Source organism: Mucilaginibacter sp. 21P, assembly GCF_019331605.1.
Classification (GTDB): domain Bacteria; phylum Bacteroidota; class Bacteroidia; order Sphingobacteriales; family Sphingobacteriaceae; genus Mucilaginibacter; species Mucilaginibacter achroorhodeus.
On the sequence record NZ_CP063061.1, the window covers coordinates 1,787,382 to 1,803,234 of the forward strand.

Annotated in this window: 7 protein-coding genes; 3 read left to right on the forward strand and 4 right to left on the reverse strand. The window is 43.5% G+C overall.

The genetic code is table 11. The features are described 5' to 3' along the window. Positions 1–9 precede the first annotated feature (9 nt). Positions 10–624 carry an OmpH family outer membrane protein gene (locus INP83_RS08155; protein WP_146268800.1) on the reverse strand — a complete coding sequence of 205 codons (615 nt, stop codon included), beginning with the start codon at positions 622–624 and terminating at the stop codon, positions 10–12. 173 nt (positions 625–797) lie between these two features. Between INP83_RS08155 and gyrB the strand changes: the two genes are divergently transcribed. Continuing rightward, the gene (gene gyrB / locus INP83_RS08160; protein WP_219127019.1) at positions 798–2,756 is read left to right on the forward strand and encodes a DNA topoisomerase (ATP-hydrolyzing) subunit B; all 1,959 of its coding nucleotides are present in this window, start codon (positions 798–800) and stop codon (positions 2,754–2,756) included. A gap of 61 nt (positions 2,757–2,817) precedes the next feature. Here gyrB and INP83_RS08165 read toward each other — a convergent pair whose 3' ends face one another. The 3 genes from INP83_RS08165 to INP83_RS08175 form a co-directional block, all read right to left on the reverse strand. Next, positions 2,818–3,264: a retropepsin-like aspartic protease gene (locus INP83_RS08165; RefSeq protein WP_219127020.1), complete on the reverse strand. Its 447-nt coding sequence runs from the start codon at positions 3,262–3,264 to the stop codon at positions 2,818–2,820. A gap of 65 nt (positions 3,265–3,329) precedes the next feature. Further along, entirely contained in the window at positions 3,330–5,582 is a 2,253-nt protein-coding gene (locus INP83_RS08170) for a BamA/TamA family outer membrane protein (RefSeq protein WP_219127021.1), read from the reverse strand. Further along, on the reverse strand, positions 5,579–10,696 hold the full coding sequence (locus tag INP83_RS08175; RefSeq protein WP_219127022.1) for a translocation/assembly module TamB: 5,118 nt from the start codon (positions 10,694–10,696) through the stop codon (positions 5,579–5,581). The genes INP83_RS08170 and INP83_RS08175 overlap by 4 nt, the downstream gene beginning before the upstream one ends. 563 nt (positions 10,697–11,259) lie before the next feature. Between INP83_RS08175 and INP83_RS08180 the strand changes: the two genes are divergently transcribed. Beyond that, positions 11,260–12,138 carry a hypothetical protein gene (locus tag INP83_RS08180; protein ID WP_219127023.1) on the forward strand — a complete coding sequence of 293 codons (879 nt, stop codon included), beginning with the start codon at positions 11,260–11,262 and terminating at the stop codon, positions 12,136–12,138. 23 nt (positions 12,139–12,161) lie between these two features. Further along, entirely contained in the window at positions 12,162–15,788 is a 3,627-nt protein-coding gene (gene dnaE / locus INP83_RS08185; RefSeq protein ID WP_255563279.1) for a DNA polymerase III subunit alpha, read from the forward strand. Positions 15,789–15,853: the final 65 nt, after the last annotated feature.

Below are 15,853 nucleotides of genomic sequence, written 5' to 3' on the forward strand. Positions count from 1 at the left end.
ACTTTAGAATTATTTTTTGTCTTTAGCGTAAGCGTCGTTCAGGCCTTTTACCACGTCAGCAGTAATATCAAGGCTTGGGTCGCCGTACATCATGGTAGGGTCGCCTTTTTTGTAGGTTAACACCAATTTGTAACCATGCTCTTTAGCGTAAGTTTTAACAAAGTCGCTTAACTTTTCGTAAAGCTTGGTTTGCTCGTTCATCTGGTCGTTCTGTACTGCAGCACCTGCGTTTTGCTGATATTGCTGAAACTCCTGGCCTTTACGTTGCAAACGTTGCTCAGTTGCAGCACGCTGGTCAGCGCTCATGGTAGCTGCATTTTTTTGATAGTCAGCAATTTCTCGCTGAATGGCTTGCTGGCGGGAACCTACATCACTTTGTGCAGCCTTACCTTTTGCCTCTAACCTTTTGTCCATGTCTTTGATGTAATTGTATTGAGACACTACAGAATCCTGGTTAAAGTAAACGATCTCAGGTTTATCGCCGGTTGTTGATGCAGCGGTAGCAGGAGTTGATGAAGCAGCAGCCGGTTTATCAGCTGTTTTATTTTGGTTGCAGGCAACAACGCTGGCAGCGATGCCTATTGCTAATATTGATTTAGTAACTAAAGATGCCGTAAATTTCATTGTATTGGTCTATAAAAATTTTGACAAATATAATTTTTTAACTCAAGTTTCCTATTCATTAATTACATGTTTATGAGCATTCTTAGTTATCAACAATGCAATTATTCTTGCACAAGCCTGAACTATTTCCGGGTTTAAAATCGTATTTTTGAAGGTTACTGTTTAAGAAAAATATGAGCGAAGAAAATCAGGATAGATCAAATTATTCAGCGGATAATATACAGGTTTTAGAGGGGTTAGAAGCGGTTCGTAAACGCCCTTCCATGTACATTGGTGATACAGGTGTAAAAGGCCTTCACCACCTGGTTTACGAAGTAGTTGATAACTCCATAGATGAGGCACTTGCAGGGTATTGCGATACCATCAACGTTACCATTCATCAGGGCAATTCAGTCACCGTTAAAGATAACGGTCGTGGTATCCCAACGGGTATCAACACAAAAGAACAAAAATCGGCACTTGAGATCGTAATGACCGTGTTGCACGCCGGCGGTAAATTCGATAAAGATACTTACAAGGTATCCGGCGGTTTGCACGGTGTGGGTGTTAGCTGTGTTAACGCATTATCTACCCATGTAAAAACCGTGGTACACCGCGAGGGTAAGATATTTACCCAGGAGTACGAGCGCGGCAAGCCAATGTTTGATGTTAAAACTATCGGCGAGTCTGACCTCACCGGTACCATACAAACATTTCAGCCAGACCCGGAGATATTTACTACTACACTTGAGTATAAGTTTGAAACACTGGCTACCCGTTTACGAGAGCTGGCGTTCTTGAATAAAGGCATCAGGCTAACACTTACAGACGAACGCCAGACCAATGATGACGGCAGCTTTGTTTCTGAAGAATATTTTTCAGAAGGTGGCTTAAAGGAGTTTGTTAAATACCTGGATGGTACCCGTGTTGCCATAATTCCTGAACCGATTTACGTTGAAGGTATAAAGCAAGGCGTACCTGTTGAACTAGCATTGCAGTATAACGATACTTACTCAGAGAACGTTCACTCATACGTAAACAACATTAATACCATTGAAGGCGGTACACACGTAGCCGGTTTCAGGATGGGATTGACCCGTACTTTAAAAGCATATGCCGATAAAGAGGGTTTGTTGAAGAACGTTAAGGTTGATGTTACCGGTGATGACTTCCGCGAGGGTTTAACCGCTGTTATATCAGTAAAGGTACAGGAGCCTCAGTTTGAGGGTCAAACCAAGACCAAACTGGGTAACAGCGAGGTAAGTGGCGCGGTTAACGTTGCCGTTGGTGAGATACTGGGTAATTACCTTGAGGAGAACCCTAAAGAAGCGCGTATGATAGTGCAGAAGGTTATCCTTGCTGCTACTGCCCGTGCCGCGGCACGTAAGGCGCGCGAAATGGTGCAGCGCAAGAGCGTAATGAGCGGCTCGGGCTTACCGGGTAAATTGGCTGATTGTGCTAACAGCGATCCAACCCTTTGTGAAATTTACCTGGTTGAGGGTGACTCGGCGGGTGGCACGGCCAAACAAGGCCGCGACCGCGAGTTCCAGGCGATACTGCCACTGCGTGGTAAGATCCTGAACGTGGAGAAAGCCATGGAGCATAAGATCTACGAGAATGAGGAGATCAAGAACATGTTTACCGGTTTGGGTGTAAGCATCGGCACGCCTGAGGATGCAAAAGCATTGAACATTACCAAGCTTCGTTACCACAAAATTGTGATCATGACGGATGCCGACGTTGACGGTTCGCACATTACCACCCTTATCCTTACCTTCTTCTTCCGTTATATGAAGGAGCTGATAGAATACGGATATGTTTATGTGGCATCGCCACCACTTTACCTGGTTAAGAAAGGTAAAGAGCAGGAATATTGCTGGAACGATGAGCAGCGTGATGTGGCTATACAACGCCTTAAAGGCGCGGGTAAAGAAGATAGTGTACACGTACAGCGTTATAAAGGTTTGGGTGAGATGAACGCAGAGCAACTATGGGACACCACCATGAACCCTGCCAACCGCACCTTAAAACAAGTAAGCATTGATAACGCTGCAGAGTGTGACCATACCTTCTCTATGTTAATGGGAGATGAGGTTGCGCCACGCCGCGAGTTTATAGAGAAGAATGCGCGTTACGCACGCATCGACACGTAAGATGAATATGCAAATGTGCAGATGCTAAACGTACAGATGTTTTAAAATACCTGAGCCCCGCCTAAAGCGGGGCTTTTTGTTTTAACGTTAATTTTTTCCTGCCGAAATCTACAATACCTTTATATTTCATCATGATATCGCTTCCTATAACACCCAATATTTCGGGATGGCCCATTTCGCGGTAAGCATAATTAATAGTTGACAGATCGAGCACAGCAACCTCTATTTCAGGAATCAAAAAATCGCTGATATAAAGCTTTTTGATAACCGCAGTGGCCGATTCCATTGTGGTTGTTCCTAAGCCTGTAGATAACCTTTCGCTGGCGATTATATCGGCTTCTGCGTTGGCCGCCGTTAATACCTCACGATCGAAAGCCGTGCGGGATGCACCTGTATCAAGCACAGCCTTAAATGGCTTTCCAAAAACGGTAATGTCTAACAGCGGATGAAAGCCATCATCATGTAAATTGATAATTTGCAGCGGGATAGTAGATGATATGAAAGGCATGTTTATAACAAAGGCGGCAATATAGTAATAAAGCCGCCTTTGTAAATGTTTGTATTTGCTGTTGGTTAGAATGGATAACCGATAGCGATGTTTAAAATAGCATTTTTAAAGCTTGGGCTTATTGATCTCGTTCCGTTTACCGGCGTGTAAGGGCGCATCAGCGGGAAACCCAAATCGGTGCGGAGTACCAATATGGTAGCATCAAACCTTAAACCAAAACCTGCATCTACTGCTAACTGGCTTAGGAAATTAGGCCCGAATGTACCGCCTTCCTGGTGTGGTTTCGCGTTCCAGATATTACCGGCATCAGCAAATAAAGCACCGTAAACTATGCTGAAAAGTTTTTGCCTAAGTTCTACGTTAGCTTCCAATTTGATATCGCCAGACTGGTCTGCAATAAAAGAGTTGCCATCAGGGTTAGGATTAACCGTGCCCGGGCCAATAGATCTCGGCCTGAAACCTCTTAAACTGTTTGGGCCGCCAATAAAGAATTGCTGGTTGTAAGGAAGTATGGTTGAGTTGCCATAAGGTAAGCCCACACCGGCAATTAAACGTGTAGCTATCTTTGTTTCAGAGCTTAGCTTGTGGAAGAAACGTATCTCGCTTTCTACCTTAACATACTGGTTAAAGGTTGTGCCAAACAATTTTTTATCCTTACCAGCCAAAGTATCAGCGCCAGTTATTAAGCCATAAAGATTATTTGATAAACTTAATTTACTACGGAAATACAAGCTATTGGTGCGGTAGTCTTCTGTTGTGTTATCATAAGTATACGCATAGCTTGGCCCTAATGTAAACTGCGGATCAATGACGTGTTTAAGGGCAGGATTATTTGTTTTTGTTATGCTATCGAGATATAGCTGCTGAATATTACGTGGTTTCACAAATGTTGCTTCCAACACGTTAAGCTCATGCATTTTGTGCTCGTCCGTTTTGAACTGGTAACCAAATGAACCGGTGAACGAGTTAAGCGAATAAAGCTTTTGCCTTACAACCGATGAGTAGCCCAGTTGTAATACGGTACGCGGTATGTAAGCATTAGATGATGACACACGCCAAGGTGTTATCAAACGCGGCCATGACAGGCTGGTTTGAACACCATATTGATAAACGTTGTATCCACTGTTTTGCCCGCCTACCTGCACGTCAGTACTTCCGAAAAGGGTTACAGTAAGTAACTCACCGCCTTTAAATGCATTGCGGTTTTTCCAGCTTAGGTTAATTTGTGAACCGGTATAATTGGCTGATGTAGTCCGACCCAATAACTCTAACTGTAATGACTTTTTCTTGTAAGGTGTAAGGAAATAATACACATCTAGCTTAGGAGAATCCGGCGTTACGTCCTCAAACCTGTTTTTTACATACCGGTAGGGGCCAAGATTAATAAACCTGTTTAGTGAGTTATTATGCGTGGTACGACTGTAAACATCATTAGGGTGCAGCAACACAGTATTAGCAAACAAGTAAGGGCGGGCGGTATTGCGCGGGTCAACAATATTATACCAGCGGTAAGGCTTAGCCTGATCTAACTTTAAAGAGGTATCGCGTAGCGAATAATTTGGGTACACGTAAATATTACGGATGGTGTAAATCTCACGTGCACGATCAGGCGTTTCGGGTTTTATCTGTAACACCACGTCAACCTGATGGTTGCCTACGGTGCTATCAACCTTTGCTAATAACTGTTCAGGGGCAAAGTAGAAAAAGCCTTCTTCCTTTAAACGGGCATCTATACGTAAACGCTCATTTTTTATCACGTCGAGGTTATACTTATCGCCTTTTTTAAGCAGGGTCTGTTTCATGGTCCCCTTAACCGCGGTATCCAGGTTGTTATCCGTAGCGTTAGGGAAGGTAAGGTTACGTATGGTATAAGACGGGCCGGGATAAGCGGTAAATAATGCTTTTGCAATTTTTTGCTTACCAATGGTATCACCCTTTACGGTTGCCTGGAAGTAGCTGATGTTCTGCAAACGGTTTTGCATAATGTCGCTGTTCTTTTGAAGGTCAACCTGGCTTGCCAATACAGGCGGCTCGCCATATTTACTCAGGAATTTGTTGATAAAACCCTTACGGCTTTTGGTTTTATAGTAAAGCCATAACTTAATACGCATACCCAGAAGGGATGAGTTTGGTTTAGGCCTGATAAAGGTTTTAAGTTCCGACTCCAGCGCCTTTGCATCTTTTTTAGGAATATTCTTATCTTCTACCTTAACATCGCCACCGGTGTATAACTTCTCGCCGGGTGGGAGATATTTGGTGGTACTGCAGGCAGTTAAGGCTACCGTAAGAAACAGAAAATATATTACACGTTTGATCATATTGTTGTAGTCTGGGTTTTTTCTCTCATCTCCTTATCCTTCAGCTGTTGTTGCTTTTCCTTCTCGTCTCTTTCCTTCTGTTCCTGTTTGTAGCGGCGCTGTTGTTCGCGTTCCTGTTGAGTACGTTTTCTGCCAAATATTTCGCGGAAGCGGTTGTAATCTACTGTCAGGGCAAAGCCTAGGCCTGTTTCAATGATCTGGCCCTGTATCACCACAAACTCGTCTTTACGGTAAGCACGTAGGCTATAGCGGCCATCCTTGCTAAGCTTGTAGTTCACCGAAACGTTACCTGCAATGTTCGATGTTTTTTGCCCTGCCTGTGCACCTTCCAGATTAAAGTTATTACCTACACTAACCGTTAGCCTGTCATTAAGGAAACGTTTAGACAAACCAATGTTCAGATCCGTTCGGTTGGTTGCCGTACCTGAAGAGTAGTCTTCTCCGGATGTTACACCAAAGTTAAGATCCACGCCTTGTATCAGGTCGCCTGCCAGGCTATTTAACTGGTCGGTAAGTAAGCTGCTTACGCTGCTGCGGATTGCACCTTCAACGCCGGCGCTGCCACCCTGACTTTGTAGCGGGTTATCGCCGATAAAGTGACCAAGGATAAGCACACCTAAAACTTGCTTGTTCAATTCGTTAGGATCAGAACGAACCTGTGCCAAACGAGTGTTAACTGTATTGGTTACCTCTGTTGATACGTTCAAATTACTATCAGGCAACATAATATCAAAACTGATCTGAGGCTTCAGCAACTCGTTCTTCAGGTTAAGATTTACGTTGAATGGCAATTTTTGCTTGTATTGCGTTGTGTTATCCGTTATCTGATTAGATACAAGATCTATAGGCGGAACGTTTGCCACATAAATAGCGGTAAGATCGATATTGGCGCTTGTAGGGTCACCCGTCCAGGTGATGGTACTACCACGTTTAAAGTTAAACTTGCGGTTTACAGTGGCGTATGAAAGGTTGTAAGATCCTTCGTTAACAGTATAAGTACCGGTTAAGCTAGTTTTGCCACTTGGGTCGATACCGCCGCTTAAGTGCGCTTCGCCCTTAATATTTACCACATCGCCGTTGCGCTCATCAACAACAATGGTGAAGTTGGCATTTTTATCGATGTTTACGGTTGCGTTAACATCCAGGCCGGTAATTTCAGATTGCTTTAGCGAATCTAATTGCCGGGCTACCAAAATTGAGTCGAGGTTTTTAGCATCGGCATCATAAAACTCCACCACGCCTTTCCGGTCTTCAACGCCAGGGTCGGTTGTTGGTAAAACAATGGCCAGGTCGGTTTTATCATTCACAGTCAAGTTCGCATCAACCACAGGTTTAGCCATATCTCCGCGGATCTTGATATCGCTATTAAGGAATAGCTTACCGTAGAACAACTTATTATCTGCTTTAGTGGAGTTGATGACCCGGAAGTTCCTGGTCTGGATATTCATTCCAAATTTAAAGTCGGTGTAGGTTTTTGTGTAAATGGCACCGGAGATAACCGCTTTGTTGTTTGTAGAATCAACCAGTGTAAAGTCGTTAAATCGGATACCCTCATCATTAAAGGTTATGCTCTCCTTAGGCATGGTAAAGTAGGAGTTTAGCATAGACACGTTAAACGCTACCTTATTAAAGTTGATATCGCCACGTACAGATGGTGCCGCTGTTGTGCCCGTTATTTTTAAGGCACCGGTAATGTTACCGCTGGAGTTACGGATAGATCCAAAGGTAAAGCCTTGTATGCTCTTCATGCTCAGGTTTACAATGTTCAGGTTCATATCAAACCTGCTTGATGGGGCAGTATAGTACATACCGTTTAGGTCAACCTGATTACCTTTGCCCGTAATGCTCACGTTGGCAGCAAAGGCATTGGCGGTTTTATTATCAACCTTTAAGGCAATGTTACCTACGGTATCGCCTTTAAAATTAAAGTCGCTGATGTTAATGGCCGATTCAACTGTCGGCGATTTCTGGAAGTTGCTCACTATGGCATTACCATTAATAGTGCCACCAATTAATAGCGAATCTTGCTTAGCCAGTTTGGTTAAGGTCTCTATCTTGAAATTGCGGAAATCAACAGTAATAGGAGAGTTCATGCCGCCGGAACTGTTGGCACTTAACACCTGGTTGCTGTTGGTAATACTGAAATTGCGCGCCAACACACCCTTGCTGCCAAATTGCAAAGCATTATCTGGGTTAACTGCCCATGCAGTGTAATCCAATAATAGTCCATCACGCACAAAGCTAAACTGGTATTCGTTAGGCATGGCGCTAAATTCGCCGGCAACGCGGTAACGTTCTTTACGTTCTTTATCCCTAACCTGTAATTTGATGCCCAGTTTGTTGTTTTGGGCAGCACCGGTGATGCTGGTATAAAGCAAATCTAAAGATGAGCCTACTTTTATCTCGTCAACATTTAAACCGTAATTAAGCGCATTGTTGCCGGCATTTACATCTAGCTTAAGGTTTTTAACCGTATTGGTGCCATAAATAACGTTAGGTGCAGACCCTTTAACGATCAACTCGCCTGATGAGCTGTTGAAACTACCGTTAAATAATACCGGATCCAGTTGCTTCAAGTCGGGCACAAACTTTTGAACCAGGGGTGTTTTTACAAAACGAGCATCAAACGTAAACTGCTGTGGTGAGTATTTAAACTTTGGCGCAGCTTTGCTACCGCTGGCCAGGTTCATGTCGTAATATTTATTGATCACGTCCTGTATGGCAGGGGCTATTTGAGTAAGCTTGTACTTGCCATTCATATGCGCATAAAACATAGGCGTTTTAAGGCGTAATGTACTGCTATCTGCGCTTGCTGTTGAGATGAGGCTTACTGTATCTAAGGCAATGCGCTCGCCTTTATTTACCACCAGGAGGTTTGTCGCAAGTATATTGGCGTTTAGGTAATCAGGGTCAGCAGTTGGTACATCGGCCTGTATCTTCCCATGGAAACGCATAGGGTCTTTTACAAAATTGAGCTTTTGCAGGTCTATGCTATCCACATTCAGTGTTGCGTTAACCGCCGGGTATTTTTTGTTGAGATTAGCCTTTGCATCAAGTGTAAAGTTGATGTTAGGATCGCGCATAGTGGCTTTAGCGGTATAGGCACCATTGCGGGCTGTCCCGTTCATCACCAGGTTGCGATAGGTGTAGCCTTTAACGTTAGCGCTAACAACATCGCCGTTAAATTTAAGGCTTGCTGTTTTTGGGTCTAAGCCAGCACCGCTAATGTTGGCGCGCATGGTTACATAACCAACCATTTGCGGCTGTTTAGTTAGCGCCCCTACGTTAAGGTTGTTGGCTTTTATATTAGCGGTGTACGTTTCGCTGCCTTTACGGGCGCCGCTTTTCATTTGCGCTGTAAGGTCAACCGCACCATAGCTGCTGCGTAGCGCCATCTGGGTATAAAAGTTTTTCATACTTCCCTTAAATGAGCCTTTAAGGTTCATATTCTCGGGTATGCTTACATTAGGCGGAATAGTTCCCTTGGGTACCAAACGGGCAATGTCATAGCGTGTAGTACGGAAGTCTGCAATGTTAAGATCAAAATAAGCCTTGTTCACATCAGGCAGGCCGCGCATGGTTGCAGATGCTTTTACGTAGGTATTCCCAAAGCCGCTTATTTCCAAACTTGGTATGTGCAGATTATTTACAGTACCATTTACGCGGCCATTGATTTTGATGGTTGAGTTTGGCGACGACTTAAACGGTTCCATTGAAGCAATGGTTGGCATCAGCAACAGCACATCGCGCAAGCCTAACTTGCTGCCGTCTAAATTGGCGTTAATGCTTAGCTTACCGATATCTTTGGTAAGCGACTCGATAGAAGGGTAGCCTACCTGTAGTTCTTTTTGAATGACAGAGCGGGGGGTTATCAATAGGAGATCTTTCAGGTAAGCGCTTTTGGGGCCGTACAGGAATGAGGTTTGGAATTTGTTTACCTCAAAACCACTCTTATCACTAAAGGTGAAAGAATTAACTTTACCGGCTATAGTATCGGGCGAGTAAGCCAGTTTCTCAATATCTGCATTTAAGTTTTTGATATTCATGTGGCTAAAGTCCAAGCCCCGAGGCAGGGCCTTTTGCGCGTCATTATCAAACTTAACGTTGTTGTTGCTTAATACTATTTTATCTAAAGAAGCTCTCCAGCCCTTGGCTTGTGTTCTGGAAGCAAGGGTGTCTATCTTTTTAACCGTTTTTTCAACCGCTTTGGCTACGGTTTGTGGCTTAGCTAAGATCAGTCCTGCGTCGGTGCCATCTAGGGTGATAGATTTGATGCGAACGTTCTGGTTCTTCATGTCTATCTTATCCATGCTTACCAGAAACTTACCCAAATCTACCTTTGCCTTCATCTCGGCGCTTTGGTAGTCGACCTTTACCTTTTGGATGTCAATATCACCAAGGTTCAGGTCCATATTTAAAGGCTTGGTAGCAGTGTCAATAGTAGCCGCTTGCTTTATAGACGAGCCAACAGGCGTTTGGATAATACGCGCGTTCACACCGCTCAAATTGATCTTGGGAATGCTGAACTTCATTTTGTCCAGGTCAAAATCTTTTACACGTGTATCAAAATGACCCAGTAAGAATTTCACATCATTACCGGTGGTAACGTCCTTGTAAGAAAGGTTTATTTTATCCAGGATGATCTTACCCAATGATATTTTCATCGCCGAAGTCGTATCCTCCGGCTTTGGCTCTTTTTTGTTTTCGCTTGCAAAGGCTTTAATAATATAATCAAAGTTAAAGGCGCTATCAGCACCCCTGCTAACTTTGGCTGTAATGCCCTGTAAGTTAATCTCGTTGATCTCTACCTGGTTTTTCAGCAGCTTAAGCATAGAGATATCAACCTTAAGCTTATCACCAGCTATAAGGGTGTCTTTTTTCTGGTCCTCAAAGTAAACATCCTCAAGCACCAGCATTTTGGGCAGGCCAAGGCTGATGTGCCCTATCTCTACCTTAGTGCCTATTTTTTTCTCTAAAAAGGTAACAGCTTTATCTTTTGCAAAATTTTGTACGGCCGGTACTTGTATAAGAATTACGATTAGCAGCACCAGGAGTATGACACTTGCTATTATCCAAAGTATAGTTTTGAGGGCGATACGTCCAAATCGTTCCAAATTATTAAAGGTTAGGATTGATTATTAGATTGTTAATTAATACCTGCAGTAAAGCTTAGTTTGGGGTACTAATCCGTTAACATTTTGCTTTACCTTTTGTTTTTATTGGTTAACCAGTAAATGAATTAATACATTATTGGAAGTGAGTTTTTGCTTATTATCATAACCTTTGAGAATAAATTAATTAACAGGAAATATCATTATTAAATTATTATTAAATCGCTTTAAGTCAGTTGCTAAAGTAAGGCCCCAAAGGTATCTTCGTGCGCTCAAAAAAAAAGAGCAGTTTAATACCCCCTATAATGAATAAGCTATTTCTTGCTGTCATGGCTTTGTGCCTTGTCATGTCCTCTTGTAGAAAAGGACAAATCGTAAAACCAACAGAACCAGTAAAAACAGTTGATCAACCTAAGACCGGACAATCAGTAGATAATCCACAACCAACAAACCCTACAACATTTTCCACTCTTGACCTTAATAGTATAGAGTTCACACCAAGCACAAATAGAATTCCTCTTAATGCGTTTGCTTTTTCCTGCAAAAACAACACGGTGCCTATTACTATGCAACTTTTGGGAATTGGCTGGACTCACCCGTCTGTATTACATTTTCCGGTTAAATGGAATGGTTATTTTTATTGGATGGCTATAACCCCTTACCCAAATGGGGACAATCAATGGGAAAACCCAACTTCATTTTGTTCAAATGATGGCATAAACTGGAGGGAGCCCGATGAAAAAACGGCCGTCATCAATCTTCCCCCTACAGGTGGTGCTTACAATTCAGATCCATCTCTTTTTTACAACGCGGCTGATAACAGCATATACTGTTTTTGGCGTCAAAACGGCGTAGAAAAAGGCCGTGCATTATTTTTTGAAAAAACCAGTGATGGTGTTAACTGGTCAGAGAAAAAATTGGTTTGCTCATGGCCGGCTAAGTCAGTAGACGTAATTGCACCTTCTATAATACAAGACGAAGGTAAGTTTTATTGTTACGGCGTAAGTACAGATGAAGCTGCCAAAGGTAGTTACTTTACAGAAAGGGCTATCAGAAGGATGAGTTCAGACAACTTAACCACCGGCTTTAAACCAGATAAAGCCAATGGATACGACTTGGTGAAGATTGCCAACAGGCCATGGGGAGAGACTCAGGAGCCATGGCACTTAGAGGTGCGTAAGGTAAATAAAGTATGGATCATGTTAGTGGCAACTACCAATAACGGACTCTATGGTGCCGGCGGCAGATTGTTTATGGGTTACTCAACAGATGGGTTGGACTTTACCTTCGGCGAACGCCCGATAGCGGATATTAAAGCCACCTATAAAAGTTCGTTTATACCTACGTATGACCCTAAAAATCAAGTTTTAAACGTAGAGTTATGGAGGGCTATGTCTGATACCTGGACGGTGTACCACGATTATTTCTCGATAAAAGTTAAATAAAACAGTAACTTATAAAATCCAGTTTGAGTAACTTTGTACTCCACTGGATTTTTGTTGCTATGCCCGATTTTTCTCACTTACACGTACATACCCAATTCTCGTTACTTGATGGCGCTGCAGACATCAGCAAGCTTTACAAAAAAGCCGCTGCAGATGGTATGAAAGCGCTTGCCATTACCGACCACGGTAATATGTTCGGTGTGTTTAAGTTTGTAGCCGAGGCGGGGAAACACAACGTGAAGCCCATTGTCGGCTGCGAATTTTACGTGGTTGATGATAGGCACGTAAAGCAATTTACCAAAGAGAAAAAAGACAAGCGCTACCACCAACTTTTCCTGGCAAAAAACCCTGAGGGCTACAAAAACCTGGTGAAACTGTGTTCATTAGGCTACATGGAGGGGCTTTACAGCAAATGGCCGCGTATTGATAAAGAACTGATATTAAAATACCACAAAGGCCTTATTGCTACTACCTGTTGTATTGGAGCATCAGTGCCGCAGGCCATTTTGCGGGATGGGGAAGAAGCCGCCGAAAAAGAATTTAAATGGTGGTTAGACCTGTTCGGTGAGGATTATTATATCGAGCTGCAACGCCACGAGATCCACGAGCAGGAGATCATCAATAACACCCTGTTAAAGTTTGCCAAAAAATATGGCGTTAAAGTTATTTGCTCTAATGACTCTCACTATGTAGATCAGCAGGACTCAAACGCCCACGATATTTTGCTTTGTGTAAACACAGGTGACATGCAAAGCACACCTATTGCTACTGACGAAGAAGGTGGTAAAGGTTATCGTTTTGGTTTCCCTAACGATCAGTTCTATTTTAAAACGCAGGCCGAAATGGGCCAGCTTTTTCATGATGTCCCTGAATCGTTAGATAACACCAACGAAATAGTTGACAAAGTAGAAACCCTTAAGCTTAAAAGGGATATCCTGCTTCCTAACTACGTTATACCGCAGGAATTTAAGATCCATAGCGAAAGCACACCAGACGCCGATACGCTAAATCAGTGGGAATACCTTAAGCACCTTACTTTTATGGGTGCGAAGGAGCGTTATAAAGACATCAGCCCCGAGGCCGAGGAACGTATAAACTTTGAGTTGTTCACCATCCGTACCATGGGTTTTGCGGGCTACTTCCTCATCGTTGCCGACTTCATTAGGGCAGGCCGCGATATGGGCGTGTTCATTGGTCCGGGCCGTGGCTCTGCGGCAGGGTCTGTAGTGGCCTATTGTATTGGTATCACCAATATTGATCCGCTAAAGTACAATCTCCTGTTTGAGCGTTTCCTGAACCCGGATCGTAAATCAATGCCCGATATTGATACGGACTTTGACGATGCAGGTCGCCAAAAGGTTATCGATTACGTGGTTGATAAATATGGTAAGAACCAGGTAGCGCAGATCATTACCTACGGTTCAATGGCTGCACGTACCAGTATACAGGATGTGGGCCGTGTTTTGGATATGCCGCTTAGCGATGTTACTGCACTAAAGAAGCTTGTGCCCGAAACATTAGGTATCAACTTAAAAACGGCTATTGAGCAGGTGCCTGAGTTGCAGGAGATCTACAAATCCAACGATCTGAAAGGGATTGTGCTTCGCGAGGCTGAAAAGCTTGAGGGATCAGTACGTAATACCGGTGTACATGCTGCGGGTATCATCATTGCGCCTTATGACTTAACGGAAATTGTACCCGTTGCTACCGCCAAGGACTCCGACCTCTTAGTTACCCAATATGATGGCCGTGTAATTGAGGATGCAGGCGTTATCAAGATGGACTTTTTGGGTTTGAAGACCCTTACCATCATTAAAGATGCCTTACGCCTCATCAAGCAGAACCACAATGTGGAGATTGATATAGATTACATCCCGCTGGACGACGAGACCACTTACGCGCTCTACCAACGTGGTGATACCAACGGTACGTTCCAGTTTGAGAGCGACGGTATGCAAATGTACCTGCGCGATCTTAAGCCCGATAAGTTTGAGGACTTAATTGCCATGAATGCACTTTACCGACCGGGCCCGATAGAGTACATACCAAACTTTATCAAACGTAAGCACGGGCAGGAAGAGATCGTATTCGACTTGCCGGACATGGAGGAGTATCTGGGTGAAACCTACGGTATTACCGTGTACCAGGAGCAGGTAATGCTTTTATCGCAAAAACTTGCAGGCTTTAGTAAAGGTGATGCCGACGTGCTGCGTAAGGCAATGGGTAAGAAGCAGATTGAGGTGCTTAATAAAATGGAAGCCCAGTTTATGGATGGCGCAATGGCAAAAGGCCATCCCAAAGATAAATTGACGAAGATATGGACAGACTGGAAAGCATTTGCGCAATACGCCTTTAATAAGTCTCACTCTACATGTTACGCCTTTGTTGCTTACCAAACTGCTTATCTTAAAGCACATTATCCTGCTGAGTACATGGCAGCGGTATTGAATAACCAGAACAGCATGGAGAAGATCACCTTTTTCATGGAAGAGTGCCGCCGCATGGGCATTGAGGTTTTGGGGCCTGATATTAATGAAAGTTACATGTCGTTCACTGCCAATGCAAAAGGCGTTATCCGTTTCGGTTTGGCCGGGGTTAAAGGGGTAGGCGAAAAGGCAGTAGAAAGCATTATTGAAGAACGTATTGAGCGTGGTCCCTACAAATCTGTTTATGACTTTGCCCAGCGATCAAACACGCGTAACGTTAACCGTAAATCATACGAAAACCTGGTGTACGGCGGCGCATTTGACGAGTTTGGTTTAAAGCGTGCTCAGTTTTTTGCCAAAACAGAAAATGGCCTGCTTACCGGGGTAGAGCGACTTATTAAATACTCCAACGATTATCAGAATACCCAGAACACTTCACAAGCATCTCTATTTGGCGGTGCCGTTGCTTCATACATTCCGGAACCCACCATGCCCGAATGTGAGGAGTGGGGCCTGATCGAAAAGTTAAAATATGAGAAGGACGTTATAGGTATATACCTAACCGGTCACCCTTTAGATAATTACAAGCTGGAACTGGATAAGTATTGTAATACTACCATAACAGAACTTAAGGTGCTCCAAAAAGCGCGCTCCGGTGAGGGTGGCGATGCAATAATGGCCAAATTTGCCGAATTACGTAAACGCGGCGAAATATGCATTGGCGGTTTAGTATCAAGTGTGCAGCATAGGTTCACAAAAATGGGTAAACCATTTGGGGCATTTGTACTGGAAGATTACAACGACTCTTACGAATTTGCCTTCTTCGGTGAAGATTATGTGAAGTTCCGTAACATGATGGTTGAAGGTTACTTCCTGCATATTAAAGGCAATATAGAGGAGAAATTCCGCCAGAAAGACAATTGGGACCTTAGGGTGACCAGCATGAGCCTTTTATCAGAGATGCGTGATAAATTGAGCAAATCATTAACCGTTTGCCTTGATGTACGTAACCTGAATAATCAACTGTTGGATAACCTGATAGAAGTGATCAATCAGAACAACGAAAAGTACCCAGCCAAAAGCTGCCAGCTACGCTTTAAAATCATGGACGGAGAAGAAGCGATGACGGTTGATCTGTTCTCCAAGCTTTTCCGCGTAAGCCCAAGTGATGACCTGATGAATGATATTTATAACCTAACCAACGCAAGGGCTGTGTTGGCATAGTCTGAACCCGGATCTCAAGAATTAATGGAATTTATAGAAAGCTGCCCTATAGTCGGGTGGCTTTT